The organism is Bradyrhizobium mercantei (assembly GCF_001982635.1).
Lineage (GTDB): Bacteria > Pseudomonadota > Alphaproteobacteria > Rhizobiales > Xanthobacteraceae > Bradyrhizobium > Bradyrhizobium mercantei.
The window spans coordinates 1,508,931-1,533,920 of the sequence record NZ_MKFI01000001.1; the positions used below are offsets into that span (position 1 = coordinate 1,508,931).

Sequence of the window (24,990 nt, forward strand, 5' to 3'; positions counted from 1 at the left end):
GCAGCGCAAACTGGCGCGCGACGACCTCGATCGCGCGCCCCGGAGAAACTGAGGCGGAAACATGACTCATGGCGGTTCGATGCTTGCGCTGCTCCTGATGCTCTGGGCGCCGACCATAGCGCGGGCGCAAGAGGTGGAATTGCCTGTAAGCGAAGTCGCCCCCGGAATATTCGTTCACACCGGGGTCGTCGCACTGATGACGCGCGACAACGAAGGCGCCATCGCCAATGTCGGCTTCGTGGTTGGCGACAGTGCGGTTGCCGTCATCGACACCGGCGGCAGCGTCCGCGAAGGGCGCCAATTGCTCGCGGCGGTGCGCAGCCATAGCGACAAGCCGATCCGCTACGTGATCAACACCCACGCGCACCCCGACCACAGCTTCGGCAACGCCGCTTTTGTCGGCGACGGGACCAGCTTTGTCGGCCACAAGGCCCTGCCCCGCGCACTGGCGGCGCGCGGGCAATTCTATCTCGACGGCTTTCGCCGCACGATGGGCGACGCCTTGATCGACGAGGTGAAGATCATCCCACCGACCGTACTGGTCGCGGACACGCTGAAGCTCGACCTCGGCGGTCGGGTCCTCGCCCTGAAGGCATGGCCACCCGCCCACAGCGACAACGACCTCACCGTCTTCGACGAACGCACCGGGACCTTGTTCGCGGGCGATATGGTGTTCCTCGAGCATATTCCCGTGGTCGACGGCAGCCTCAAAGGCTGGCTGCGCGCGCTCGACGACCTCCAGGCGATTCCCGCCGAGCGCGTGGTTCCCGGTCACGGACCCGTGAGCGCATGGCCTGCGGCGCTCGCCGACGAGCGGCGTTATCTTGAAACGCTCGCCGCGGACGTGCGGGCGCTGGTCAAAAGCGGCAAGCCGATCACGGCTGCGGCGGAGCAAGCCGCAGCCGCCGAGCGGCCGCGTTGGCAATTGTTCGACGATTACAACGCCCGCAACGCAACTGCAGCATTTTCGGAAATTGAATGGGAGTAGCTGTTGGTCCCGTGTTGGTCTTATAATGACGCGGCTGCATAGGATTTCGCGAACATGACTGGACATCGCGCCCGCCTGCTTTGGATCATAAGCTTGGTTGCGATCGCGCTGGGTACACCGGCCGCGCGCGCGGCCGAGACCTATGATCCCTGGCCGGGCCTCGTCCAGGACATCTTCAGCAATCGTCCGATGAATGACGGCAACGACGTCATCGGCATCGAGATGCCAGTGCGCGCCGAAGATGCCGCGATCGTTCCGGTGACGCTGCGCACCAAGTTGCAGCCCAGCGACAGCCGACGCGTCGTCGCGATCACGCTCGTCATCGACGAGAACCCGGCGCCGATGGCCGCGAAATTCATGCTGGGGCCGAGCGCCAACGTCACCGAGATCTCGACCCGCGTCCGCGTCAACAACTACACCAACGTGCACGCCGTCGCGGAGCTCAGCGACGGCAAGCTGTATGTCAGCAAGGTCTATGTCAAAGCGTCCGGCGGCTGCTCGGCTCCGGCCGGCAAGAACGTCGAGGAAGCGAACAGCCGGCTCGGCCAGATGCGCTACCGGCAATTCACAAAGTCTGAACAGGGGCCGGCGACCAGCACGCGGGAAGCCCAGATCATGATCGGGCATCCGAACAATTCAGGCCTGCAGATGGACCAGGTCACGCAGCTCTATATCCCGGCCTTCTTCGTCAACGAGCTGCACATCTGGCAGGACGACAGTCCGGTGCTGGCGATGGAGGGCGGAATTTCGATTTCCGAGGATCCCAATATCCGCTTCACCTACGTCTCGAATGGCGCCAAGCTCTTCCGTGCCGAAGCCAAGGATACCGAGGGACACGTCTTCGAGCACGAATGGAAGATCGAGAATCCCGGGACCTGACGGGCACGCGATCTCGCGATCACGCTCTAGAAACACCGAACTTCGGCTTCGGCCTGGGCGCGCCTGAGGTCGTTGAGCGCGTTCGCGGCCTGCTCGGACGACCGGAACTGGCCGCCCAGATTGCCGCGCACCTGCGCCATGCTCAGCACGGTCTCGGCGGTGACGTAGCGATCATAGGGGATGATCGAGGCGACCACGTCGATCGAGCAGGAACATTGCTCGATCGACTGCCGGGATTCGCCATTGGCCTTCATGCAGCCGAACACATATTCCGCCCGCGCCGAGGTCGGATAGTCGTTGATTTCCTGGGCCCGCACGCAGACGGCGGTCCCGGCGAGCGCCAGGATGGCAACAATCGGTCGTAGCATGCCGGCTCCTGCCATGGTCGTGCTTCCTCTTCTCTTCCCGCAAGCTATGCTATGGATGTTGATCAGAAAAGAAAACATTCGGGGAAGTGGCTCAAGAAACGATGATCATCTCTGTACGCACGGTGTTGGCTGCGGCAGTTCTGGCGGTCATGCAGTTCGGCACCTCATGCTATGCGGAGACCGTCCGCGTTGCAGCGCAGAAGACCGGAACGCTGGCCTGGGAACTGGCCGTCATTCGCTCCCATGGTCTCGACAAGAAGGCCAATCTGTCGATCGACGTCGTCGAGCTCGCCAGCCCCGAGGCCGGCAAGATCGCGCTGCGCTCCGGCACGGCCGACGTGATGGTGTCCGACTGGCCCTGGGTGTCGCGCGAGCGTTCGCTCGGCGCCAAGCTGCAATTCTATCCCTATTCGAGCGCGCTGGGCGCCGTGATGGTACCGGCCGCCTCGCCGGTCAAGACGCTTGCCGACCTCAAGGGACGCAAGCTTGCCGTCGCCGGCGGCGCGATCGACAAGAACTGGCTGCTGCTGCAGGCCGCATCGAAGCAGGACGGCATCGACCTGAAGTCGCAGGCGACTATCGTCTATGGCGCGCCGCCGCTGCTCGCCGCCAAGACGCTCGGCGGCGAGATGGACGCGACGCTCAACTACTGGAATTTCTGCGCTGCGCTCGAGGCCAAGGGCTTTCGCCGTCTCGCTGGCATGGAGGAGATCCTGCAGAAGCTTGGTAGCAAGGGCCGCATCGCGATGATCGGCTACGTGTTCGACGAGGCCTGGGCCAATGCCAACAAGGATCTGGTGGCCCGCTTCATCGCCGTGACGCGTGCCGCGAAGGAGATTTTGGCGACCTCGGATGCCGAATGGGACGCGATCGCGCCGCTGACCGGCGCGCAGGATGCGGCAACGCTGCAGGCCTATCGCGACCGCTACCGGGAAGGCATCCCGCGCCGACCAATCGCTGACGAAGAAGCGGATGCGCGCGTGCTCTACCGGGTGCTGGCGCAGCTCGGTGGCCGCGACCTGGTCGGCACCGCCACCGAGCTCGATCCCGGCACGTTCTATCAAGCGATCCCGGGAGACTAGCGGTGCTGCGCCTGCTGTCATTCACGCTGTTCATCGCCACCTGGTGGATTGCCTCGCTGGTGATCGGCGATGCGAAGCTGCCGGCACCGCCGGCGGTGCTTTCGGTGCTGGTCGCGGAAGCCCGATCGGGCGCCTTGTTCATCAATCTCGGCGCGACGCTGGCACGCGTCGCGCTGGCGTTCACACTTGCAATGGCGCTCGGCTCGGCGATCGGCTATCTGATGGGCCGCGTCTCGCTCGCCAATCGCCTTGGTGACCCCTGGCTGATCCTGCTGCTCAATTTGCCGGCGCTGGTCGTCATCGTGCTGGCCTATATCTGGGCCGGACTGACCGAGGTCGCGGCGATCGCGGCCATCGCCATCAACAAGCTGCCGACCGCCGTGGTCACGCTGCGCGAGGGCGCCCGCGCGCTCGATCCTGCGCTCGACGAGATGGCGACGGCGTTTGCGTTGCCGCGCGGCCGCGCCTTCCGGCATGTGATCCTGCCGCAGCTAGCTCCCTACATTGCGGCCGCCGCACGCTCCGGGCTCTCGCTGGTCTGGAAGATCGTGCTGGTCGCCGAATATCTGGGCCGGCCGAACGGTGTCGGCTTCGAGATCGGCGTCGCCTTCCAGCTGTTCGACATCCCCCTGCTGCTCGCCTATTCGCTGAGCTTTGCGGGCGTCGTGCTGGTCATCGAGACCCTGATGGTGCAGCCGTTTGAAACCAGGCTAACGCGGTGGCGGCTCCGTGCAGCTTGAGGTCAATATCACAGGCAAGAGCTTCGAGAGCGCGGCCGGGAAGCGGCACGACGTGCTCGACAACGTCACCTTCACGCTGAACGCCGGCGAGGTGGGCGTGCTGTTCGGCCCGTCGGGTTGCGGCAAGAGCACCCTGCTCCGGATTCTCGCCGGGCTCGACGGCAACTACCGGGGCCAGGTGATGTGCACGCCCGGCATGCGCCTTGGCATGGTGTTCCAGGAGCCGCGGCTGTTGCCCTGGCGCACGGTCGAGGAGAACGTGCGGCTCGCCGCACCTGACGTCGACGATGGCAGGTTGTCGGCGCTGTTCGAGGTGCTCGAGCTGAGTTCGCACCGCAACCATTTTCCAGGAGAGCTCTCGCTCGGCCTCGCCCGCCGCGTCGCGCTCGCCCGAGCCTTCGCCATCGAGCCCGATTTCCTGATTCTCGACGAGCCGCTTGCCTCGCTCGACAATGCACTCGCGGGACGGCTGCGCGATCAGATTGCGACCCTGGTGGCCAGCCGGAAGATGATGACGCTCCTTGTCACCCACGATGTCGACGACGCAGTCCGGCTCGGCGACCGCCTGTTCTTCCTGTCGCCACGGCCGGCGCGGATCCTCCACGTCGAAACCATCGCCACGCCGCGCGCGACGCGCGGTGAGCCCGATATTAACGAAATCAAGCGGCAGCTCTCGCAGTTGGATCTTGCAAATATGTGAGACGCCGTCATCCTTGGACGAAAGCAAAGGAGAGGTTGGATGTCGCGCGCGTTGATCGCTGTTGGTGTTGCGTTGCTCGTGCTGCCGGCGACCGTGCTCGCCCAGAGCAAGGGCAAAGGCATCCGGCTGTGGAATCTGACCAGCGCCACGATTTCGAGCTTCGAGCTGTCGCCCGCCGGCAAGAACGAGTGGGGTCCCAACCAGACGCTCAACGACAAGGACAAGGAAGTCGACCACGACGAGCGTCTGCGCATCACCGGCGTCGAGCCCGGCCGCTACGACGCCAAGGTCGGCTACAGCGGGGGCAAGCAGTGCGTCGCCCGCGACATCGAGATCAAGGCCGACGCCGTGTTTTCGGTGTCCGACAAGGATCTGAAGGACTGCAACAAGTAAACGGGGCTAGCCGGCCGGCGGATTGCCGCCGGTGCCGGCGCGATCGTTGCTGTGCGGATATTCGCAACGCCATCGCACCGCGGTCCATTTCGGATGTTCGCCGACCCATTGCGCGATGTACGGCGGCGCGGCCATGGCGCATTGCTGCAGCGAGCCGTTCCAGTTGAACACCAGATGCTGCTCCTCGCAGGTGGCGGGCGACAGCACGGCACATACAGTGACGATCAGATCAATCGGATTCATGCATGAAACCTCGCGGGCGTCTTCAAAAGATAACATAAGCGCTACGCCCACAGCAGCCGGAAGTTTCATTTTCGCGCGAGATCAAGCGGAACCTGGCGGTCACGGGCCAGCAAGCACGCCGGCCTCACACGAGACGGTAACCGTGAAACCGGCACCTTGCCGCCAATTCATTTCGTCAATAAGCTGCTTCCCCACAACTGCTAACAGGCTGATGGCTCTTACGGAAACCTCCTGGCGCGGTGTCGCGGTCGCTGTGTGCTTGCTGGCGCTCGCCGCCGGCGCTTGGGCTCTCACCGGCGAGGTCCGGCGCGCGGCGGCGGAGCCGCAGCCGGAGAAATCGGATTCGGGTCGCGCCGAGCCTTCCCGCGCCGCAAACAGCGGCCAGGCGGTGGTCAAGCTGACACCCAGCCAGCAGGGACAGATCGGACTCGAGACCGCGGTCGTGGAAGCCGCTCCGCATCCCGAGCAATTCCGCGCATACGGCGCGGTGCTGGACATCTCCCGCATTACCGAGCTCGCCAACAGCTACGCCAACGCGCAGGCCCAACTTCAGACGGCGCAGGCCAAGCTCGAAGTCGCCAAGAGCGCATTCGACCGGACCAAGAACCTCGTCGATTCCGCCGCGCTCCCGAGAAAGGAAGCCGAGGCCGCGGAAGGAACGTTGCGGACCGACAAGGCCGCGCTTGCGGCTGCGGAATCGCAGCTCCGGACTCTCGCGGCAACGGCACAGCAGGAATGGGGGTCGGTGATCGGCCGTGGAATCGTCGAGCGCTCGCCCGCCATTGTCAGGTTGATCGAGCGCGATCAGTTTCTGGTTCAGGTGACGCTGCCGCCCGGTGTGAGTGTCACCGGGACTCCGGGGACGGCCCTGGCGCAGGCGCCGACGCAAAATGCGAATATCGATCTGCAGTACATCTCTCCGGCAACACGCACCGACCCCCGCATTCAGGGATTGAGCTATTTCTTCTCGGCGCCAGGCGACAGCGGCCTGCTGCCGGGTATGAACACCACTGCCTATGTGCCGTCGGGCAACACTTACGAGGGCGTGTTCATCGAGGATACCGCGATCGTGCGATGGCAGGGCCGATCGTGGGTTTACCTGCGCGTGAGCCCCGACAGCTTCCGGCGGCATCCGATCAGCACGGATCAGCCGGTCTCGGATGACGACTACGTCGTCCGGGACATCCCGTCGGGATCGGAAATCGTCATCCGGGGTGCACAGGTCCTGCTTTCCGAAGAGGCCAAGAGCGAGCTTCGGGGCGGCGATGACAATGATTGACGGCACCGGCTCCGATCGGTCAGGGCCGCAAGCCGCTCTCGTCGCGTTCGCCATCCGCTTCCGCGGCATCGTGCTCGCGCTTTCGTTCGCGCTGCTGGGCTACGGCCTGTTCGCGCTCGGCGAAGCCAAATACGGCGTCTTCCCCGAGTTCGCACCGCCCCAGGTCACGATCCAGACCGAAGCCCCCGGCCTCAGCCCGGAGCATGTCGAGATTCTGGTTACGCAACCGATCGAGACGTCGATCAACGGCCTGGCCGGTGTCGAAAGTCTGCGCTCGTCATCGATCCAGGGCCTCTCCGTGGTGACGGTCGTCTTCCAGCCGGGCAGCGATATCTACCGGGCGCGCCAATTGGTGACGGAACGTCTCGCGGCCGTGTCCGCACGGCTGCCACAGGGCGTGCAGACGCCGTCGATGACACCATTGACTCCGCTGGCCGGCACGGTGCTGGTCATTGGCCTGACGTCCGACCGGCTCTCGCTGATGGACTTGCGAACAATTGCGGACTGGACCGTGGCACGGCGGCTTCTGGCCGTGACGGGCGTGGCGCAAGTCTCCACCTACGGCAAGGACGTCCGGTCGCTGCAAGTGCAGGTCCGCCCCGACGATTTGATCCGATTCCGGGTCGGTCTCAATGATGTGCTGGCCGCCGCGCGCAAGGCCACCGGCGTACGGGGCGCCGGCTTCATCGATACCGCCAATCAGCGCGTCACACTGCAAACCCAGGGCCAGTCCTTGACGCCCGACCAGCTTGCTCGCACCGTTCTTCGACATGAAGGCGGCGCAAGCGTGGTGCTCGGCGACGTCGCCACCGTCGTGACCGCACCGGAGCCGCCGATCGGGGCCGCCCTCATCGACGGCGCGCCCGGCATCATGCTGATGGTCAGCCAGCAATACGGCGCGAACACGCGAGAGGTCACGACGCGGGCGGAAGCCGCGCTGCAGGAACTGCGACCCGGCCTCGAAGCCGACGGAGTCAAGCTTCATGCCGACATCTTCCGCCCGGCCAATTTCATCGACGCGGCGACCGAGAACGTGCTCAACGCCTTGCTGATCGGCGGCGCGCTCGTCGTCGTTGTCCTGTTTCTATTTCTGTTCGACTGGCGCACCTCGATCATCAGCTGCACCGCAATTCCCCTGTCGTTGATAGCGGCGGTGCTCGCACTGCAATGGATGGGCGAAACGCTCAACACGATGACGCTCGGCGGCCTTGCAATCGCGATCGGCGAAGTCGTCGATGACGCCGTGATCGGCGTCGAGAATGTCGTGCGTCGATTGCGCGAAAACCGCCGCGCGACTGCGCCGAGACCCGAGGCGCGCGTCGTGCTCGAGGCCTTCCTCGAAGTGCGTACCGCCGTGGCCTACGCGACGTTTGCCGTGCTGCTGGTCTTCCTCCCGATCCTGACGCTCTCCGGCGTTGCAGGCCGTCTGTTCGGCCCCCTGGGCATCGCCTACATCCTGGCCGTGCTCGCCTCGCTCGCGGTCGCCCTTACGGTGACGCCGGCACTCTCCATGCTGCTCCTCGTCGGGAGGACGGGCGGACAGCGCTTGCATGAACCGCCTGCGGTGCGGTGGTCCCGTCGCTACTACCAGGCATTGCTGCGTCGTATCGGCCGTTACCCGAAGCTGGTGATGACGGCGGCCGCGGCTTTAACGATCGCCGGCGCGGCGATGCTGCCTTTCTTCGGCGGCACCTTCCTGCCGGATCTGCGGGAAGGCCATCTGATCCTGCACGTCTCTGCGATCCCCGGCACCTCGCTCGACGAATCGCTTCGTATCGGCAAGCTGATGACGGATACGCTCCGGCAGATTCCGGGCGTGCGCAGGGTGGCGCAGCATGCAGGCCGGGCCGAGGCCGGCATCGACACGGTTGGTCCGCATTCCAGCGAGTTCGAGGTCGATTTGGAGCCCGGGCTCTCGGGCCGCGCTCAATCCGTGGCGGAAGCGCGCATCAGGGCGGCTCTTGCCGACTTTCCCGGGGTATCCTTCTCGAGCAAGACCTACCTGACCGAACGCGTCGAGGAGACCGTCTCCGGCTTCACCGCGGCGGTGGTCGTCAACATCTACGGGCCCGATCTCGATTTGCTCGAGCGCGCTGCGCGCGACGTCGCGCGAGAACTGGATGAGGTCGCGGGGGCAGTCGACGTGCAGCAACGATCCCCGCCGGGGATGCCGCAGGTCAACGTGACGCTTCGCCCGACGGATCTGCAGCGCTGGGGACTCGATGCGGTCGAAGTGCTCGAAATGATTCGCACCGCCTATCAGGGCGATGTCGTCGGCCAGGGATATGAAGGCAACGCCGTCTTCAATGTCATCGTGATCCTCGACGCGCATGCCCGCGCCCGCGTCACCCAGATCGGTGAGCTACCGGTGCGCACGCCGAGCGGCGCCTACATTCTGCTGAAGCAAATCGCCGACGTCTACGAGACCTCGGGCCGTTATCAGATCCAGCACCTGAATGCGCAGCGCGTTCAGACCGTCACGGCGAACGTCAGCGGACGCGATCTCGAATCCTTCGTGGCCGCCGCCAAGCGCAAGCTCGCCCGCGAGGTCACGCTGCCGCCAGGTGCTCATGTCGAATTTGCCGGAGCGGCCGAGGCGCAGGCGCGGTCGCGGCACGATCTCATCGTCAACTCCCTGCTGGCCGGCACAGGTATCGTCGTTCTGCTTGCGATGGTTACCGGCCATTGGCGAAATCTGATGCTGGTATTGATCAATTTGCCGTTTGCCTTTGTCGGTGGCGTGTTCGCATTGGCGTTGACCGGTGGCCTGCTTTCGCTCGGATCGATGGTCGGCTTCGTCACGCTGTTCGGAATCACGCTGCGCAACTCCATCCTGATGATCTCTCACTACGAGCATCTCGTGCTGGTCGACGGTCGCGTGTGGGGGCTGGATACCGTGATCGAGGGCGCGGCCGACCGCCTCGTCCCGATCCTGATGACGTCGCTAGTGACCGGCCTTGGATTGCTGCCGCTCGCGATCGGCGCGGGAGAACCGGGACGTGAAATCGAGGGCCCGATGGCGATCGTCATCCTTGGGGGCCTGATGACTTCGATGGCACTGAGTCTGCTGGTGCTGCCGACCCTCGCGCTTCGATATGCGCGGTTCAAGAGCCGGCCCTGAACACGCATAGCGGCGCTGATCAAGCGTGACGCAGCACGATCCGGCAATGGACAGTTGAGAATTGGGGGGAGTGTCGAATCCCGTTCAGACGGAGATTGGCGCGGCGACGCCGCAGCGATCGATTCGACAGTTGCCCGGAGACAAAAGGCCCGCCGACGCTGCCACGGCTTCGACGGCGTTTGCCATCGAAGCCGCGGCAGGTCGACAGGTGGTCTTACTTGCGCGCTGCGCAGGCGTACATGTTGATTTCCATGCCCACCGGCACTTCGACGATCTTCGGTGTTTTCCAGGCCATTTCCTTCTCCCAAGTAAAAGCTGGCGCAAGCCTCGCGCCGCGCGGCAAGCTAGGGCTGGCTTTTCCAGGGCGCAAGCTGGGGTGGTGAGGGCCCGACTTCGCTTCTGGACATGCCGGAACGGACGACGGCTCGCTCACGTCTGCCCGGTTTCGAAACGGCTGGGAAATGCCGGCATTGTTCTGTCAGGCATTTTCCGGCCACCGGGCAGCGACGCACCAATAAGCAAACCTGATTATGCCGGCTGCGTCTTGCCCAAGAGCGAAATCGTATCTTTTTTTGTTATGCGCGGAATCCGGCGTCAATATCCGCAAATCCGCCCGGCAAGCCCCCTATTTGAGCAGACGCAGCAGAGCCTGGCCGGCGCGCGACTTCAACTCTTTCGCATCCAGCGTTCCATCATTGTCGGGATCAGCCGCCTTGAAACGCTGCTCGACGACCGCGAGGTATTCGTCGAGCGTCAGGGTGCCGTCGCGATCCGGATCCGCCATCTTGAGCTCCTTTGCGGTCAACCGTCCGCGCAATTCGCGCACGTCGAGCGTACCGTCATGATCAGGATCGAGCTTTGCGAACAGATCGGCGGCAGCCTTCTTGGCTTCGGCAAGGTCGACCGTGCCGTCATTGTCGGGGTCGAGCATCTTGAGCGCGCTGCGACCGCCGGATGCCGCCAGGGCGGGAACTGACAGGACGGCCATGGCCAAAGTCAAAGCAAGCGATCGGCGCGAAATCATCGTTCGTCTCCCTTGATGCCGCTCCGGCAAAAGACCGGAGCGGGTCTGCGATCGAAGCTCAGCATAGCAGCTTCGGCGAGGGTTCCTACCGTTCATGCAACCGGCGAGATCCTGTCGGGTTTCGGGTGGAAAACGACGCCCTGACGGATCAACGGTGGCGGCCTGTCGATTGCATTTGCAGCAGCACGAGCGAGGCCACCCATGAGCGATATTTGCAGGACCGCGTTGGGCTGCCTCGTTGCGCTCGGTCTGATCGCGCCGGTGTCCGCGCAGAACGGGGCCCCTGCCCGGTCGGCAGAGACGGTCCAGCAGCGCCCGCTCACCGGCAAGGAGCGGCTCGGCCGCAAATGGACCGACGAGCAGCGCATCGACAATTGCAATGTGCCGCCGGACAAGCGGGGCGCGAAACCGCGGCCGAGCGCTTGTCCCCACACGCCGTCGAGCTGACGACCGTTCGCGCTGCGACATGAGGGCCAACGCTGGTGTTGCGTATTCCACGCGACGGTAAGGCACGGACGCATCTGCAAAAAACCTGGCGCCGTCGACGGCCTCTCACGGTTGGCTGGGGTTCGTTCACGTTTTCGTATTGACCCGTTTTGGTTTCAGGCGGATGGTTGCGTCCGCAACGTCAGGAATAGGCGTGCAGAAAAAGGTTCATTGGGAGGATAGGATGAGACGCATTGCGCTGGCCGCAAGCCTCGTGATTCTTGCATCGTATGGTGCAAGCGCCCAGACCAACGAGCAGTTGGTCAAGGGGGCGACCGATACATCGAACGTTCTCAATTACGGAATGGGTTACAATCTTCAGCGCTTCTCGACGCTGAACCAGATCAACAAGGACACCATCAAGAATCTGGTGCCGGTCTGGAATTACAGTTTGAACGACGACCGCAGCGAGGAATCGCAGCCGCTCGTCTACCAGGGCGTTCTGTACGTCACCACGCACAACGCGACGATCGCGATCGACGCCAAGACCGGCAAGCAGATCTGGAAGACCAAGGTCGAATATCCCGCCGAGACGCCGCGGATCGTCTGCTGCGGCATCATCAATCGCGGCGCCGCGCTGTATGACGGCAAGGTGTTCCGCACCACCCTCGACGCCAACGTGATCGCGCTCGACGCCAAGACCGGCAAGGAGCTGTGGCGCGAGAAGGCCGCGGACATCAAGGAAGGCTACTCGATGACGGTGGCGCCGCTGGTCGCCGACGGCGTCGTGATCACCGGCATCTCGGGCGCCGAGTTCGGCACGCGCGGCTTCATCGACGGCTGGGATCCCGCCACCGGCAAGAAGCTCTGGCGGACCTACTCGATCCCGACGCCGGACGAACCCGGCGGCGACACCTGGAAGGGCGACACCTGGAAGCTCGGCGGCGGATCGACCTGGATCACCGGCTCCTATGATGCCGAACTGAACACGGTGTATTGGGGCATCGGCAATCCCGGACCGTTCAACTCGGCGGTGCGTCCCGGCGACAACCTCTACACCTGCTCGGTGCTGGCGCTCGATCCGAAGACCGGCAAGATCAAGTGGCACTACCAGTTCTCGCCGAACAATCCGTTCGACTATGACTCGGTGGCCGAGATGGTGCTCGCCGACATGAATGTCGAGGGCAAGCCGACCAAGGTGCTGATGGATGCCAACCGCAACGGCTTCTTCTACGTGCTCGACCGCACCAACGGGAAGCTGCTCGCGGCCAATCCCTATGTGAACGTCAACTGGGCCACCGGGATCGACATGAAGACCGGCCGCCCGATCGAGACCGACGTCGCCAAGGACGCGCGTGAGGGCAAGAAGGTCACGGTCTATCCGTCGATCCTCGGCGGCAAGAACTGGGAGCCGATGTCGTTCAATCCGCAGACCGGCCTCGCCTACGCCAATACGCTCGCCTTCGGCGGCAAGTACAAGGCCGAACCGGTGACGTTCAAGCAGGGTGAATGGTATCTCGGCATGGACCTCACCGATCCCTGGGAATGGGGCACCGGACCGCGCGGTCATCTCAAGGCGATCGATCCGATGACCGGCAAGGCGAAGTGGGAAGCGCCGAGCGACATTCCGCGCTTCTCCGGCGTCCTCTCCACCGCCGGCGGCGTGGTGTTCTCCGGTCAGCTGACCGGCGAATTCGAGGCGTTCGACGCCGGCACCGGCAAGAAGCTCTGGCAGTTCCAGACTGGCTCGGGCATCGAAGGACAACCCATCACCTGGCAGCAGGACGGCGTGCAATATGTCGCCGTCACCTCGGGTTATGGCGGCGTCTATTCGCTGTTCTCCGGCGACGAGCGGCTTGCCAAGGTGCCACCTGGCGGCTCGCTGTGGGTTTTCGCGGTCAAGAACTGAGCGCGGAGCCCACGTGACTGAAAGAGTATCCCTGTTGACGGCGGCGATCTTCGCCGCCGTCGCGGCGGCCTCGATCACCTTGATCCCGGCCGCCGCACAGCAACCCGGTGCAATCGATCTTGAAGGTCAGGCCGACCAAGGCAAGGTCACCTACGCCAAGAACTGCTCGCACTGCCATGGGCCCAACATGGTCAACTCCGGCACCATCACGCCGGACCTGCGCGCCTTTGCCGGCGACAAGACCCGCTTCGTGACCACTGTAAAGCAAGGCAAGAACGGCAAGATGCCGCCCTGGGCCGACATCCTGAACGAGCAGGAGATCGCCGACGTCTGGGCCTTCCTGGCGACCCGGAGGCCCCAATGAGGGCCCTCCTGGCAGGCGCAGCGGCGGCCTTGCTGCTCGCTACGTCGGCGGCAGCGCATGCCAGCGAGCCGCTCAAGGTGTGCCTCGACGAGGATCTCCCGCCACTATCGGCACATCATCGCGGCAAGCCGGATTCCGGCTTCGACGTCGCGCTCGCGCAAGTAATCGCCGAGCGGCTTGGACGTCCGCTCAAGATTCAGTGGTTCGAGAGCAAGCTCGACGAGGATTCGAGCCCCGCGCTCGAAGCCAACGCGCTACTGTCCGACGGGCGCTGCTCGCTGGTCGGCGGCTACGCACTCACCACTGACTCGCTGAAGGCGCCGGGTGTCACGACGGCCAAGCTGCCGGACTTCGACGGCGCCACCCGCGAGGATCGCCGGCGGCGGATTCCGATCGGAGTGTTGGTGCCGAGCGCGCCCTACATCTATTCGCCGATGACCGTCGTGCTCGGCCCCAAGGCCCAGGACAAGATCAAGGACCGCAAGATCACCGATATCGGCGATCTCGCCGGGCTTCGTCTGACGATCGAAAGCGGCACGCTGGGCGATGCCATCCTGATGACCTTCGACAAGGGAAAGCTGATCGAAGACATCACCCACCTCGTTCCCGGACGCAGCGACCTGCTGGGCGAGCTCGAGCGCGGCGAATATGACGCAACGCTGCTCGACCTGCGCCGGTTCGACGCCTACCGCGCTGATCATCCGGAGACCAGGATCACGGCCTCCGGCTATTACTATCCGATCGGTGCCAACCGCGGTTACGTCGCGCTCGCATCCGACAAGGCGCTGCTGGAGGCCGTCAACAAGGTGCTGTCCGAGCTGCAGGCCAAAGGCAGCATCGCCGAGCTTGGCAAGGCCGCAGGCCTCACCTGGCTTCCGCCGCGCGAACCGATCATCCTCGGCGATGTCTGGCTGAAGATCCTGAACCGGTGACGCCGGCGACCGCCCCGCTATCGCAGATAGCTCGCCAGGTTCAGGCTCTGGATCTTGGAGATCGCCGAATAGGATGCCGTCAGCTGCGCCTGATAGGTCGCGAGCTGCGCCGTCACCGCGGCGACGTCGACGCTGGTGAGGTTGGTCGACAGGGTCTTGGCGAAATTCTGATAGTCGCTCTGGTTGGTGCTGGCAGTTTCGATCTGCGATGCCGCCGTCGACAGCTTGGCCTGCACCGTGGAGGTTGCATCCAGCGCACTGCTGGCGAGGTCGAGCGCCTGCGAGATATCGCTCGACGACAACGTCGTGCTGTTGCCGACATATTTCAACAGCCGCATGACCTGTTCGAATGCCGAATTGTCTGCGGTGACGCCGTAGGAGACCGACTGGCTGTCCGACACGCGCACCGACGCGATCTCGCTGTCGCCCTTGTAGTAGCTGCTGTCTGACGTCGTCAGCGAGCCGGTGCCGCTGTCGAAGCTCGACAGATCCACAGGCGCAGTATCGGTGCGCGCGCCGCTGAAGACATATTCGCCGTCATACTGGGTGTTGAGCAGCCCCTGCATCTGCGACGTTGCCTGCTGGGCGTAGTTGATCACCGATGCCGTCGCCGTGCTGCTGCCGGTGGTGGCCGCGCTAAGCTGGGTCCGGAGCTGCGTGATGATATCGGTCACCGAGCCGACCGCCGAATACATCGCCTGCACCTTGTTGTCGGCGAGATTGCTGGCATCGATATAGGTCTGGGCGCGCGTCACCGAGACCTGCAGATTGATGACGCGCCCGGCGTTGGCACCGTATCCCCCGAAGTCCTCGGATTGCAGCCCGGAAGATTCCTGCACCTGCTCGTTGGCCATCACCGCCTGCAGCCGCAGTGCATTGGTGATCATCTGATCCGACTGCGCGAAGGTGGCAACACGCATCAACATGACGACGCCCTCACCCTTAGCTTGCGCTCATCGCGGTCATCAGCGCCGAGAACATGGCGTTGATGGCCGTGATGATCTGGGACGCGGCAGCGTATTTGTTCTGCAATGCGCTCAGATTCGCGCTTTCCTGGTCAATGTTGACGCCGGACTGCGACGACAGTGAGCTCGCATAGGTCGACTGCGCGGTTTGCTTGGCGGTATAGGTCGCCGACGCCTGGCTCGCCTTGCCCGCGACGTTGGCAACGATCGCAGCCGCATAATCCGTGAAGGAGCCGGTCGTCGCGCCGAGCCCGCCCGCCATGCCGAAATTGGTCGACCCGGTCAGCGCGCTCGAGAGCGCATTCACCACGGTGGCCGAGCCTGACGACAGCACCGAGTTTCCGACCGTCAGGGTGGACGACGCGTCGAGCGTCGCCGTCGGCAGTGTCGCCGTGCCGCTGAGGATGTCGCTACGCACCGCGATATTCGAAGCGTTGGTGCCGGTGATGAGATCGTTGAGCCCGAAATAGTCCGAAAAGCCCTCACCCGAACTGCCGACCGAGCTCGTCATCTCGTTGATGGCAACACCGTTGCCGGATCCGGTCGCCGAGATCGACAGATGGCCATTGGCATCGACCGACGCCGACAGGCCCGAGATCCCGTTGATCGCGGTGACGAGGTCACCGACCGTCGCGTAGGACGACAGATCGAGGTCCTTGTAGGACACGAGATTGCCGCTCTTGTCCGCAACCGCGATCCGCACCGTGCCGGTCGCCGACAGCGCCGTTGAACTGCTCACGGTCGCCGTTCCGGTCAGGCTGGACGGCGGCGGCAACGATGTGCCCTGGTTCGATACGGCGTTCACGCTCGCGGTAAGCTGCTGGGCAAGCTCATCGAGCTGCGACTGCGCCGCCGGCAACGTCTGGTCACGCAGGGTGATCAACGCGCTGACCTTGCCGGAGGAGATCTGCGAGGTGATGTCGACCCCGTTGACGGTGATTCCGCTGAAGCCGCTCGTCGCCGATCCCGCGACATACGTCGTCGATGCCGTGACGCTGGACGCTGCCGTGTAGCTCAGCGGATGCGCCGTGCTGTCGACCAGCGCCTGTCCCGAGCCGGTATAGACCTGCAGGTCACCGCTCGAGTTCGTGAAATAGCTCACGTTCATTTGCGACGCGAGATCCTGCAGCGCGCTGTTGCGCTGGTCCTCGAGATCGGCGGTCGGCTGGCCCGCCGCCGCTTCCTGCTTGATCTGCTTGTTGAGGTCGGAAATCTGCTGCAGGTCGGTATTGATGTCGCTGACCGACGAGGCGATATCCTGGTCGGCGTCGGCGCGCAGCTTCTGGATACCGCTCGAGGTCTGCTGCAGCTGGGCCGTGACCGCGTTGAGCGCGCTGACGGCGTTCGCCTGCAACGATGCGCTGCTCGGCGTGCTCGCCAGCGACGACAACGCCGACTCGAACGCCGCGATCGTGTTGGCGAGCGACGTCCCCGTCGTGGAGCTGTCCGAGCTCGAGGTTGAGCCATAGAGCTGCTGGAGCTCGGTCAGGTAATTGTTGTTGGTGTCGGCGGCACCAAGATCGGAATCGGCCCCGACCAGCGACTTCAGCAGCAGCTTGTCGACCGTGCTGGTGATCCCGGTGATGGTGACGCCGGTACCGACACCGGCGGTGACACTGCTGCTCTGGTTGGCGGTCTTCTCGGTATAGCCCTTGGTGTCGGCATTGGAGATATTGGCCGAGGCTATGCTGATCTGCACCTGCGTGGCTGACAGCCCGCTGAACGCGATGCTTCGTGCAATATCGAGCGATGACACGACCTACTCCCTCCGCCGCCGGCCTGATTCAGGCCCGCACGTTGGTGCCATAGGACATCGCGGGCGTGACGCGACGGCCGCCGGCGCCATAGGGCGAGACGTTGGCGATCTGCTCGCGGATTGCCTGCATGATCGCCTCGATCCTTCGGTTGCTGGCGTCGATCGCCGCGCGCAGCCGCATCACGTTCTCGTCCATCGCGACCCGCAGCTTCAGAATGCGGTCCATCAACTGCTCACGCAGCACGCGGTCTTGGACGTTGAGGTTTGCGGCCTTGCCGACGGCCTCGGCCACGCACTGCTCGAACAGGGTGGCGAGCCGGTTCTTCTCGTCGACCTGCTTCAGCCGCGAGGCCGGCAGCCCCTTGGCGAGCTCGACATTCTCCTCGTTCACGATCGCGATCAGATTGTCGATCAGCGCGATCAACGACCTGGCGCGCTCGTCATTGCCCGCGGGATTGATCTTGATGTTGCGTTCCGGTGTCATGTCATCGCTCCCCGTTCAAGCTAGTGTCCGCGACGCAGGGCGCGGACTGATTGTGCGCTGCGCCCGTACGCGGTAATCGCCGTGACCCGGACCGTGGCCCGGTTGAGTTCCTGGTCGAGCCGTGCGCATTCGCGCACCAGCTGGCCACGCAGTGTCCCGATATCGTCGAGCAGCGCGGTGAGCTGCGCCCGATCGTGGGCCTTGACGGCCCCCGCCCGCGCCGTTAGGCGCCGCAGCTTCCGCAACAAGGCATCTTCGCCGCTTGCGTTTGCCATCATCGCGACACCGCCGAGATCAGGGTATCGAACATCTTGTCGACGGTGGTGATCACCTGTGACGCCGCCGAATAGGCCTGCTGCGCCGAGATCATGTTGGAGAACTGGCCGCTGGTGTCGGTGGTGCTCGATTCCAGTTCGCTGCCGTAGATCGTGCCGGCACCGTTGGTCCCCGAGGTTTGCAGCGTGGCGTTGCCGGAGGCGGCCGTCGCGGAGTACATGCCGTCGCTGGCCGCGCTCAATCCGTTGGCGTCGCTGAAGGTCGCGACCGCGATCTTGTAGATCGCGATCGTCTGACCGTTGGAATAGGTGGCGTCGACCACACCGCCCTTGCCGATCGCGATGCTGCTCAGCTTGCCGTAGGGCAGACCGTCCGAGGTGATGCTCGTGAGATCGACCGCCGGCGTGGTCTCGCCGGACGAATATTGCGTGAGGCCATCGGTCTTGCCGGCCGTACCGAGATTGAGCGTGATCGCCGTGCCGTTGGCGGTAGAGCTGTCGGCCGCGCCGTCCTTCCAGCCTGTTATCGAGATTGTCGGCGGGCTCGGGCTTGTCGAGGCGAGCGAGCCATCGCTGTTGAAGGTGATATCCACCGTATCGGTGATCGCGTTGGCGCTGTCCGTCGTGGAGTCCGACGCGAGCTTTGGCGTCTCGAAGCTGGCCTGCCAGCTGTTGTCGGCGGTCTTTTTCCAATCGATCTGGATCGTGCTCGCCGTACCGAGCGAGTCGTAGACCGTCATCGAGCTGTTGAAGGTCGCGCCGACGGCCGCATCGGCCGGCAGGTTCGCCGCGACTGTCGTCTTGGTGGTCGCGCTGCCGCTGGTCGAAGCCACCTGGGTGTTGATCGGCCCGAGGCTCGCGGCTGAGGCGTTGCCGACGATGTTGCCGTCGGCGTCGGTGCGCCAGCCCTCGAGGTAATTGCCGTTGTTGACGAGGTAACCCAGATTGTCGGTGGTGAACGCGCCGTTGCGCGTATAGGAGGTGGTGCCGCCGGACGTCGCGTTGGTGGTGACGAAGAAGCCGCTGCCCTGGATCGCGACGTCGGTCGCATTGGTGGTCGCAGACAACAAGCCCTGCTGGGTGATGTTGGCGCGGCCGGACACCGTGACGCCGCCCGACGTGTAGGAGGTGGCGCTGTTCGACGCCGTCACCAGATCCTCGAACATCGCCGACGTGGTCTTGTAGCCCGTGGTATCGGCGTTGGAAATGTTATCGGAAATCATTGCCAGCGACTGGCTCTGCGCATTGAGCGCCGAGATCGCCGAGGAAAGAGCACCAGTGAGACTCATGATAATACTCCGGAAGCAATCAGGACGTGACGCCGATGATGTTGGCGGCGCTGACGGGGACGCCGTTCACGAGCAGCGACGGCGTCGAGCCCGAGGCATCGATCCCGGTCACCGTTCCCGTCATCGTGGTGTAGCTAAGCAGCGAGTTTCCGGCGGAGTCGGTCGCGGTCACCGAGATCGTGTACTGGCCGCCATTGCTGAGCTGGGTGCCGTTCGTGGTCTGGCCGTTCCAGGTGAAGGTGTTGGAGCCGGCGTTTCCGGTGCCCTTGCCGCTCCACACCGTGTTGCCCGAGGAGTCCTGGATCGTGATCGCGACGTTGGAAGCGGCCGAGGTGAGCGAGTAGCCGAACGTCGCTGAACCGTCGGTCAGCTGCGCCGTGTTCGTCTTCGCTTCGACGGTGTGGCCGATATAGTTGACCGAGTTGAGCGTCACGAGGCTCGAGAACGAGCTCGCGAGCGACGTCATGCTGGCGTTGGTGGACTGCTGCTCGGTGAAGTTGGCGTAGGAGGTGAGCTGGTTGATGAAGTCGGTCGTGCTGGTGGCGTTCAGCGGATCCTGGTTCTGCAGCTCGCTGACCAGCAGGTTGAGGAAATCGGTCGAGCTCATCCCCATCGACGCACTCGACGATGAACTCGAGGACGAGCTCGAGGCGGCGGAGGTGGCTGCAGAGGTTGCCGAGGAAACGGTCATGACAAGGCTCTCTTCGTCGCGGGCTAGGCGACGGAACGCGGTGGAACATTGGGGTCGTGAAGTCGTTCGCAGATAAAACGGACGACGCGCCGAATTCAGGCGCGGATTCATCCGCCTGAAATCATTTGATTAATCGGCAGATTTTGCCGATCGGCCGCGGCCTCGCGAGCCCGGCAAGCGCGCGCATGCGGCCCCGCGGCGCGGAAGCGCGAAGTGCCGTCGCGGGAATTCGGAGAGTTAGAGCGGGAGAATTAGAGCGAAAGGCTGACCGGCAGATCCGGCCCGCCGAGCGTCAATGCCGGCGGCGCCAGCGCGGGCAACAGGAACAGCGCCAGCAACAGCGCCGGCAGCACCTTGCCTTGCTGCGCGGATTCGCCTGAGGCTTGCGCGTCGTTCGGCTGATCTTCGGGCGGGGCCGGCTCCGAAGCCGGCTGTTGGGGCATGTTCTCTTGAGGCAGTTTCGCTGCAGCGGTCACGATGCGGTCGACGAGGCCCCTGGGTGCACGAACCGGCGGCGCCGCCATCGCCCGGCGCACCGCGCTCGCCTGCTCATAGAGCGTCCGCGCCTCAGGCGAGGATGCGAGAAGCTGGACGGCGGCAAGACGTTGATCGTCGGGCCAGCGGGACAGATCCTCCCCCAGCCGGTCGATCAGGTCTTCGAATGTCGCAACGTCCATCCCGCGCGTAGATCCAGCCTCATCCCCAAGGCTGTCATAAAGCATTCGCGGGACGGCGGAAATCAATTTCCGCCGCCGTGGCGTCAGGTCCAGCATGGTGCTCACCGAGCGGCCTTTTTCCTCAACAGGCCGCCCCGCCCGAGCGCCCTGCCCCCTCCCGGCGAAACCGGGGTTCGCCGGCCGATTCGCCCGCTCAGCGGCCGGCGGCCGATTCGAGCGCCCTGTCGAGCGTCTTGGCCTTGGCGGCCTTGCCGGCGTTTGCCTCAACGAACTTCCAGGCGTCCCGGAGTTCCGTCAGGCTGGCAATGATGCGCCGAAAGTTCTCCCGGGCGTGCGGCCGGCCGTAGGAGCGCAGGCACGCCATGATCAGGGCGTTGTAGGTCCGGAACAGACGATCGGCCATCGCGCCGCCGCGGGTGACGTCGAGATGGTGGCTCAGTCCGCGCAGGATCGCGGTCGCCCGCGTCAGATAGGTGTGGCCTTCCTCGAAACGCTTCGCTTCGTGCGCGTCCAGCGCCTTCTGCAACAGCGTGATGGCGCCGTCGCACAGCATCACCACCGCCTTCAGGGGCGGCACCGCCACCGCGGCGGATCGATAGGCATTGTTGGCGAGGTAGGCGGTCGCGTTCTGTGTCATCAGTTACTCGATGCTGCGTCTAGGAGTGCTTTCAGGTAGCCCAGCGTGTTGTTCGCGCTTTCGATGGCGGCCTGGTAATTGGCGTATTGGACCTGGAGCTGCGCCTTGAACGTCGCGGCATTGCTCTGGATGTCGCTGACCTGGGACGACAGATCGGTATCGCGCGACTGCAGGTTCGTGATCATGGTCTGAAGCTGACCGCTGGTCCCCGAATTGGTCTGCGCAAGCTGGTAAAGCTGCGTCGCAAGACCGGATGTCGATGTCACGGTGATCGACTGCGAGGTCGATCCGGTATAGCTGAACGCCATGCCGGCGTAGATCGTGCCCGAATTGCCGATGATGGTATTGCCGACCACCGAAAAGCCGGAGCTGTCACCGCCGACCGAGGCTCCGGTCAGCGTCCCCGTCGAATCCACCGTGAGGTCGAGCGTGAAGGATTGCGGCGATGTGCCGGTGTTGACCACGCTGAGCTGGCTCGACGATGTGGTCGTCTGCGCCGACAGCAGCTTGGTGACGCCGGCAAGGTTTTGCGTCAGCACGGTCGACAGCGTGCCGGTATCGAGCTGCAGCTCGTTGTTCTCGTTGAAGGACAGGCCGAGATCCGCCATCGTCATGCCGTTCACGGTCCCGCTGAGCACCTGCTGCAGCTGGGTCATGATATCGCGCATCGTGCTGTCGCCGAACAGCACCGCGCTCGATGCGGCCGTGCCGTCGGAATTCTGCGCGGACTGCGCGATCACCTGGTCGCGAAACGCGTTGTAGTTGGTGACGAAGGTCTGAAGCGCCGTCGTGATCTGGCTGGTGTCGGTCTCGATGCTGATGTTCAGGCTGGTGCCGCTCGGCGTCGGCTGCAGCAGGTCGAAGGTGACGCCGGACAGAACGTCGGAAATGTCGTTGGTGTTGCGCGTCAGCGCGATGCCGTCGAGGGTGAATTCCGCGGATTGCGACTTCTGCAGCACATCGGTAAAGGCGCCGGTCGTGTCGGTGACGCCGAGCTTGTTGAGAATGTCGTCGCCCGATGTCGACGAATAGGTGATGTCGGCAGCGTCCGCGGTTCCTGTCAGCACCAGCTGATAGGACCCGCTCGACACCTGGACGATGGAGGCCTGGACATTGGTGGTCGAGGTCTGGGCATTGATGGTGTCGACGACATCCTGCATCGACATGCCGCTGGTGATCGAGATCGCCGTGCTGGTGCCGCCGGACAGGCCCAGCGAGAACGTGCCGGCAAGGCCCAGCGCCGTCGACGTGCTCGACTGCGCTGAGCCGATCACCTTCTGCGCGGTCGCAAGCTGGGTGATCTGGAGCGTGTGATCGCCGGTCGCCGAACCGCTGTTGACGCTCATGTTGAGCGCCGACGAGGCGCTGACGTCGCCGGTGGACGAGATCGTCGCCGAGCGCGTGGCGAAGGCGTTGGTGGCGATCGAATTGATGATCGACGTGCTGAGCGACGACAACCCGGAGGCCAGGGTCGACAGCTCGGTCTGCAAGGATTGGTAGGCCGTGATCTTGGCCTGGTTCGCGGTGATCGTCGTGGTGATCGATGTCGCCGCTGCGAGCTTGGCGTTGACCTCGGCCTCGATCAGGGCATCCCAATCGATACTGGTCGAGTTCGTCGTGCCGGTCGTGGTCACCGTGCTGGCGGAACTGGACGATGCCGTGCTTGATGTGCTCGAGGAGCTCGAGGTAGCGCTGCTAACCGTCATGTCGACACTTCCGCCGCAATGAGAACCGGGCCGGCATCATGCCGGCCCGATTTGTCGTTCGAACTAGCCGAGCAGCTTCAGCAGGTACTGCGGCATCTGGTTCGCCGCCGTTTCCGCCGAAACCGCGGCCTGGGTCTTCACTTCGGCCGAGGACAGCGTCGCCTGCTCGGCGGCGATATCGACGTCCTTGATCGCCGAATTGGCGGACTGCAGGTTCTGGGTCTGGGTCGAGATCGAGTCGGCCGAGAAGTTGAAGCGCGATTCCTGGGCACCGATCTCGGCGCGGGCGGACGACACGGTGTCGATCGCGCTGTCGAGGGCCGACATGGCGCTGGTGGCGCTCGACAGGCTGGAGACGTCGAGCGAGGTCACGCCGAGCGAGGACGCCGTCAGGCTGGTCAGCGTGATCGTGATGGTATCGGCCGAGGTCGAGCCGACCAGCACCGAGACGCCCGAGGAGAACACGCTCGAACCATCGAGCAGGCTCTGGCTGCTGTAGCGGGTGCCGGAGGCGATGGAGTCGATTTCGCCCTTGAGCTGCGTGAATTCCGAGTTGATGTAGGCACGGCTGGAATCGGCCACGGTGCCGGACGCGGACTCGGAAGCCAGCGACTTCATGCGGGCCAGGATGTCCGAGATGTTGGACGCGCCGCCGTCGGCGGTCTGCAGGATCGAGGTCGCCTGCGCCGCGTTGGTGGCGGCCTGCTGCAGCGTCGTGATGTCGGAGGAAATGCGGGTCGAGATCGCGAGGCCGGCTGCGTCGTCGGAAGCAGAGGTGATGCGCGAGCCGCTCGACAGCTTCGACAGCGCGCTGGTTTCCTGCATCGAGTTGATGTTGAGGTAGCGGACCGCGGAGTTCGCGGCGGTATTGGTGGAAATTGCCGGCATGTATAGCTCCTGTGCTGATGGGGCATGGCATGCCGCATCGTGAGAAATTGAGGTGACGCGGATCCAGCCCCCGTCCGCCCGATCAAACGGGTCGGCCGCCGGTGGTCAGGCGCGAAATCTTCAGAAGCTGGAATTTATGGTTAGCAGTCGGTAAACGCGCCGCGCAGGTCCCGCTCGTGCCGCTTGAGCATTTCGCGTAGCTGCTGCCGCCCGCGTTTCAGCAGCGACTCCACCGCGGCGATCGTCGTATCCATCACTTCGGCGATCTCGCCGTTGCTCATGTTCTCGTGGTAGGACAGGATCACCGCGACGCGCTGCTGCTCGGGCAGCCGCTGCATCGCGACCTCCAGAAGATTTCCGATTTCGTTGCGCTCGATGACGGTGCTTGCGTCGAGCTGGGTGTCGGCGACCTCGGGCACGACATCGACATTCTCGGTGCGCGGCCTGCGGCGCAGATCGATGCAGCGGTTGCTGACGACTCGATAGAGCCAGGTCGAGAACTTGGCGCGGCCATGCTGCCAGCGGCCGCGATGCGTCCACACCTTCAGCATCGTGTCCTGCACCACGTCCTCGGCGTCCGCGGCGTTACCGACGATGCGCAGCGCGATCGCGTAGGCGCGATCGACATGGCGCTCGACGAGAGCACGAAACGCCGCCTCGTCGCCGGCGGCGAGGCGGTCGAGCAGTTCCTTGTCTTCGTCCTGGATCTCGACGGTGTCGAGCGGACCCGCGTCGGCAATTGTGGGGACGTTGCTCCAGGGAGCAGCCGCTTCGACCGGCGCAACCGCGGGCGTCGTGGCCTCCACCTCGGCCGCCGCCATCATATCAAGCGCGTAACTCATGCCCCGCTCTCCAACCAGCGCCGCTGGCACACATCCCATGCGGCTTCTGAGCGTTGAACGGAGGGCCCGAGCAAACCAGGCGAAGTTTTTTTGTTATTTTTCAAATGCTTAGCTGGATTTTTTTGCCGACCGCCCGGCAAAAGCTGCCGCTGCGCGAAGGCGCAGGGAAAAGTTCGACGGAATCTGGAGCAGTCGTTCAGCATCGCCTCGCATTCCCGCGGGAGAGTTCGTCGCGCCGGAAAACGCTGTTGTCACATCAACTAACGCCACGCGAACACATGCATGCGCAGAGCATGCGAGTGATCCATCGCCGTTGGTCGCCATCTTGCATT

At 64.2% G+C, this 24,990-nt stretch carries 27 protein-coding genes; 12 read left to right on the forward strand and 15 right to left on the reverse strand.

The genetic code is table 11. From position 1 onward, the window contains the following. The first annotated feature begins 61 nt into the window (after positions 1-61). Complete coding sequence (locus tag BI327_RS07370; RefSeq protein WP_076859029.1) at positions 62-988, forward strand: quinoprotein relay system zinc metallohydrolase 2; 927 nt, start codon at positions 62-64, stop codon at positions 986-988. Between the two features lie 54 nt (positions 989-1,042). Then, positions 1,043-1,867: a quinoprotein dehydrogenase-associated SoxYZ-like carrier gene (locus tag BI327_RS07375; protein WP_076859030.1), complete on the forward strand. Its 825-nt coding sequence runs from the start codon at positions 1,043-1,045 to the stop codon at positions 1,865-1,867. A gap of 26 nt (positions 1,868-1,893) precedes the next feature. Here BI327_RS07375 and BI327_RS07380 read toward each other — a convergent pair whose 3' ends face one another. Then, entirely contained in the window at positions 1,894-2,235 is a 342-nt protein-coding gene (locus BI327_RS07380; protein ID WP_394329838.1) for a hypothetical protein, read from the reverse strand. Between the two features lie 149 nt (positions 2,236-2,384). On the opposite strand from BI327_RS07380, the gene BI327_RS07385 reads away from it, so the two are divergent. From BI327_RS07385 to BI327_RS07400, 4 genes are read left to right on the forward strand one after another with little or no spacing between them, the layout of a single operon-like run. Further along, a complete protein-coding gene (locus tag BI327_RS07385; protein WP_167386852.1) occupies positions 2,385-3,317 on the forward strand; it encodes an ABC transporter substrate-binding protein in 933 nt (310 codons plus the stop codon). A gap of 2 nt (positions 3,318-3,319) precedes the next feature. Then, positions 3,320-4,057 carry an ABC transporter permease gene (locus BI327_RS07390; RefSeq protein ID WP_076859033.1) on the forward strand — a complete coding sequence of 246 codons (738 nt, stop codon included), beginning with the start codon at positions 3,320-3,322 and terminating at the stop codon, positions 4,055-4,057. Beyond that, positions 4,047-4,757, forward strand: coding sequence for an ABC transporter ATP-binding protein (locus tag BI327_RS07395; protein WP_076859034.1), 711 nt, complete (start codon positions 4,047-4,049; stop codon positions 4,755-4,757). Before BI327_RS07390 ends, BI327_RS07395 begins: the two co-directional genes overlap by 11 nt. 39 nt (positions 4,758-4,796) lie before the next feature. After that, positions 4,797-5,150, forward strand: coding sequence for a hypothetical protein (locus BI327_RS07400; RefSeq protein ID WP_076859035.1), 354 nt, complete (start codon positions 4,797-4,799; stop codon positions 5,148-5,150). 6 nt (positions 5,151-5,156) lie between these two features. Here the strand turns inward: BI327_RS07400 and BI327_RS07405 are convergent, their stop codons facing one another. Continuing rightward, positions 5,157-5,393, reverse strand: coding sequence for a hypothetical protein (locus tag BI327_RS07405; RefSeq protein ID WP_076859036.1), 237 nt, complete (start codon positions 5,391-5,393; stop codon positions 5,157-5,159). 211 nt (positions 5,394-5,604) lie between these two features. Here BI327_RS07405 and BI327_RS07410 point away from each other — a divergent pair, with 211 nt between their 5' ends. After that, positions 5,605-6,672 carry an efflux RND transporter periplasmic adaptor subunit gene (locus tag BI327_RS07410; RefSeq protein ID WP_245334735.1) on the forward strand — a complete coding sequence of 356 codons (1,068 nt, stop codon included), beginning with the start codon at positions 5,605-5,607 and terminating at the stop codon, positions 6,670-6,672. Continuing rightward, positions 6,665-9,793: an efflux RND transporter permease subunit gene (locus BI327_RS07415; RefSeq protein WP_076859037.1), complete on the forward strand. Its 3,129-nt coding sequence runs from the start codon at positions 6,665-6,667 to the stop codon at positions 9,791-9,793. The genes BI327_RS07410 and BI327_RS07415 overlap by 8 nt, the downstream gene beginning before the upstream one ends. Positions 9,794-10,007: 214 nt before the next feature. On the opposite strand, the gene pqqA is transcribed toward BI327_RS07415, so the two are convergent. Continuing rightward, positions 10,008-10,088, reverse strand: coding sequence for a pyrroloquinoline quinone precursor peptide PqqA (pqqA, locus tag BI327_RS07420; RefSeq protein WP_009031067.1), 81 nt, complete (start codon positions 10,086-10,088; stop codon positions 10,008-10,010). A gap of 330 nt (positions 10,089-10,418) precedes the next feature. Further along, positions 10,419-10,817, reverse strand: a complete 399-nt coding sequence (locus tag BI327_RS07425) for an EF-hand domain-containing protein (RefSeq protein ID WP_076859038.1) — start codon at positions 10,815-10,817, stop codon at positions 10,419-10,421. 201 nt (positions 10,818-11,018) lie between these two features. Here BI327_RS07425 and BI327_RS07430 point away from each other — a divergent pair, with 201 nt between their 5' ends. The 4 genes from BI327_RS07430 to BI327_RS07445 all read left to right on the forward strand — a co-directional run bounded on the left by BI327_RS07430 (position 11,019) and on the right by BI327_RS07445 (position 14,448). After that, the gene (locus BI327_RS07430; protein ID WP_076859039.1) at positions 11,019-11,264 is read left to right on the forward strand and encodes a hypothetical protein; all 246 of its coding nucleotides are present in this window, start codon (positions 11,019-11,021) and stop codon (positions 11,262-11,264) included. Positions 11,265-11,487: 223 nt separating this feature from the next. Further along, a complete protein-coding gene (locus BI327_RS07435) occupies positions 11,488-13,152 on the forward strand; it encodes a methanol/ethanol family PQQ-dependent dehydrogenase (protein WP_076859040.1) in 1,665 nt (554 codons plus the stop codon). A gap of 13 nt (positions 13,153-13,165) precedes the next feature. Beyond that, on the forward strand, positions 13,166-13,516 hold the full coding sequence (locus BI327_RS07440) for a c-type cytochrome (RefSeq protein ID WP_076859041.1): 351 nt from the start codon (positions 13,166-13,168) through the stop codon (positions 13,514-13,516). Continuing rightward, the gene (locus tag BI327_RS07445; protein ID WP_076859042.1) at positions 13,513-14,448 is read left to right on the forward strand and encodes a substrate-binding periplasmic protein; all 936 of its coding nucleotides are present in this window, start codon (positions 13,513-13,515) and stop codon (positions 14,446-14,448) included. The genes BI327_RS07440 and BI327_RS07445 overlap by 4 nt, the downstream gene beginning before the upstream one ends. Positions 14,449-14,465: 17 nt before the next feature. Here BI327_RS07445 and BI327_RS07450 read toward each other — a convergent pair whose 3' ends face one another. From BI327_RS07450 to BI327_RS07500, 11 genes are all read right to left on the reverse strand, one after another. After that, a complete protein-coding gene (locus BI327_RS07450) occupies positions 14,466-15,374 on the reverse strand; it encodes a flagellin (protein WP_076859043.1) in 909 nt (302 codons plus the stop codon). Between the two features lie 16 nt (positions 15,375-15,390). After that, on the reverse strand, positions 15,391-17,169 hold the full coding sequence (gene flgK, locus BI327_RS07455; RefSeq protein ID WP_076859044.1) for a flagellar hook-associated protein FlgK: 1,779 nt from the start codon (positions 17,167-17,169) through the stop codon (positions 15,391-15,393). Between the two features lie 28 nt (positions 17,170-17,197). Then, a complete protein-coding gene (locus BI327_RS07460) occupies positions 17,198-17,653 on the reverse strand; it encodes a flagellar protein FlgN (RefSeq protein ID WP_076859045.1) in 456 nt (151 codons plus the stop codon). Positions 17,654-17,673: 20 nt separating this feature from the next. Further along, the gene (locus tag BI327_RS07465) at positions 17,674-17,931 is read right to left on the reverse strand and encodes a hypothetical protein (protein WP_347337657.1); all 258 of its coding nucleotides are present in this window, start codon (positions 17,929-17,931) and stop codon (positions 17,674-17,676) included. Further along, positions 17,928-19,217 carry a flagellar hook protein FlgE gene (flgE, locus tag BI327_RS07470; protein WP_076859046.1) on the reverse strand — a complete coding sequence of 430 codons (1,290 nt, stop codon included), beginning with the start codon at positions 19,215-19,217 and terminating at the stop codon, positions 17,928-17,930. Before flgE ends, BI327_RS07465 begins: the two co-directional genes overlap by 4 nt. A 19-nt stretch (positions 19,218-19,236) precedes the next feature. Then, positions 19,237-19,908: a flagellar hook assembly protein FlgD gene (locus BI327_RS07475; RefSeq protein ID WP_076859047.1), complete on the reverse strand. Its 672-nt coding sequence runs from the start codon at positions 19,906-19,908 to the stop codon at positions 19,237-19,239. Between the two features lie 251 nt (positions 19,909-20,159). Continuing rightward, positions 20,160-20,681 carry a hypothetical protein gene (locus BI327_RS43650; protein WP_347337658.1) on the reverse strand — a complete coding sequence of 174 codons (522 nt, stop codon included), beginning with the start codon at positions 20,679-20,681 and terminating at the stop codon, positions 20,160-20,162. Positions 20,682-20,778: 97 nt separating this feature from the next. Further along, positions 20,779-21,222 (reverse strand): flagellar export chaperone FliS, encoded by a 444-nt coding sequence (locus BI327_RS07485; RefSeq protein WP_076859049.1) that lies wholly within the window; start codon positions 21,220-21,222, stop codon positions 20,779-20,781. Next, positions 21,222-22,928: a flagellar filament capping protein FliD gene (gene fliD / locus BI327_RS07490; RefSeq protein WP_076859050.1), complete on the reverse strand. Its 1,707-nt coding sequence runs from the start codon at positions 22,926-22,928 to the stop codon at positions 21,222-21,224. The genes BI327_RS07485 and fliD overlap by 1 nt, the downstream gene beginning before the upstream one ends. A 63-nt stretch (positions 22,929-22,991) precedes the next feature. Next, a complete protein-coding gene (locus tag BI327_RS07495) occupies positions 22,992-23,816 on the reverse strand; it encodes a flagellin (protein WP_076859051.1) in 825 nt (274 codons plus the stop codon). Positions 23,817-23,956: 140 nt separating this feature from the next. Further along, positions 23,957-24,658, reverse strand: a complete 702-nt coding sequence (locus BI327_RS07500; RefSeq protein WP_076859052.1) for an RNA polymerase sigma factor — start codon at positions 24,656-24,658, stop codon at positions 23,957-23,959. Positions 24,659-24,990: the final 332 nt, after the last annotated feature.

Excerpts from the sequence above, each read along its gene's own strand:
- BI327_RS07370 (WP_076859029.1), top strand. The coding sequence starts at position 62 with ATGACTCATGGCGGTTCGATGCTTGCGCTGCTCCTGATGCTCTGGGCG.
- BI327_RS07375 (WP_076859030.1), top strand. The coding sequence starts at position 1,043 with ATGACTGGACATCGCGCCCGCCTGCTTTGGATCATAAGCTTGGTTGCG.
- BI327_RS07380 (WP_394329838.1), bottom strand. The coding sequence starts at position 2,235 with ATGCTACGACCGATTGTTGCCATCCTGGCGCTCGCCGGGACCGCCGTC.
- BI327_RS07385 (WP_167386852.1), top strand. The coding sequence starts at position 2,385 with ATGCAGTTCGGCACCTCATGCTATGCGGAGACCGTCCGCGTTGCAGCG.
- BI327_RS07400 (WP_076859035.1), top strand. The coding sequence starts at position 4,797 with ATGTCGCGCGCGTTGATCGCTGTTGGTGTTGCGTTGCTCGTGCTGCCG.
- BI327_RS07405 (WP_076859036.1), bottom strand. The coding sequence starts at position 5,393 with ATGAATCCGATTGATCTGATCGTCACTGTATGTGCCGTGCTGTCGCCC.
- BI327_RS07410 (WP_245334735.1), top strand. The coding sequence starts at position 5,605 with ATGGCTCTTACGGAAACCTCCTGGCGCGGTGTCGCGGTCGCTGTGTGC.
- BI327_RS07415 (WP_076859037.1), top strand. The coding sequence starts at position 6,665 with ATGATTGACGGCACCGGCTCCGATCGGTCAGGGCCGCAAGCCGCTCTC.
- pqqA (WP_009031067.1), bottom strand. The coding sequence starts at position 10,088 with ATGGCCTGGAAAACACCGAAGATCGTCGAAGTGCCGGTGGGCATGGAA.
- BI327_RS07425 (WP_076859038.1), bottom strand. The coding sequence starts at position 10,817 with ATGATTTCGCGCCGATCGCTTGCTTTGACTTTGGCCATGGCCGTCCTG.
- BI327_RS07430 (WP_076859039.1), top strand. The coding sequence starts at position 11,019 with ATGAGCGATATTTGCAGGACCGCGTTGGGCTGCCTCGTTGCGCTCGGT.
- BI327_RS07435 (WP_076859040.1), top strand. The coding sequence starts at position 11,488 with ATGAGACGCATTGCGCTGGCCGCAAGCCTCGTGATTCTTGCATCGTAT.
- BI327_RS07445 (WP_076859042.1), top strand. The coding sequence starts at position 13,513 with ATGAGGGCCCTCCTGGCAGGCGCAGCGGCGGCCTTGCTGCTCGCTACG.
- BI327_RS07450 (WP_076859043.1), bottom strand. The coding sequence starts at position 15,374 with ATGTTGATGCGTGTTGCCACCTTCGCGCAGTCGGATCAGATGATCACC.
- BI327_RS07460 (WP_076859045.1), bottom strand. The coding sequence starts at position 17,653 with ATGACACCGGAACGCAACATCAAGATCAATCCCGCGGGCAATGACGAG.
- BI327_RS07465 (WP_347337657.1), bottom strand. The coding sequence starts at position 17,931 with ATGATGGCAAACGCAAGCGGCGAAGATGCCTTGTTGCGGAAGCTGCGG.
- flgE (WP_076859046.1), bottom strand. The coding sequence starts at position 19,217 with ATGAGTCTCACTGGTGCTCTTTCCTCGGCGATCTCGGCGCTCAATGCG.
- BI327_RS07475 (WP_076859047.1), bottom strand. The coding sequence starts at position 19,908 with ATGACCGTTTCCTCGGCAACCTCTGCAGCCACCTCCGCCGCCTCGAGC.
- BI327_RS43650 (WP_347337658.1), bottom strand. The coding sequence starts at position 20,681 with ATGCTGGACCTGACGCCACGGCGGCGGAAATTGATTTCCGCCGTCCCG.
- BI327_RS07485 (WP_076859049.1), bottom strand. The coding sequence starts at position 21,222 with ATGACACAGAACGCGACCGCCTACCTCGCCAACAATGCCTATCGATCC.
- fliD (WP_076859050.1), bottom strand. The coding sequence starts at position 22,928 with ATGACGGTTAGCAGCGCTACCTCGAGCTCCTCGAGCACATCAAGCACG.
- BI327_RS07495 (WP_076859051.1), bottom strand. The coding sequence starts at position 23,816 with ATGCCGGCAATTTCCACCAATACCGCCGCGAACTCCGCGGTCCGCTAC.
- BI327_RS07500 (WP_076859052.1), bottom strand. The coding sequence starts at position 24,658 with ATGAGTTACGCGCTTGATATGATGGCGGCGGCCGAGGTGGAGGCCACG.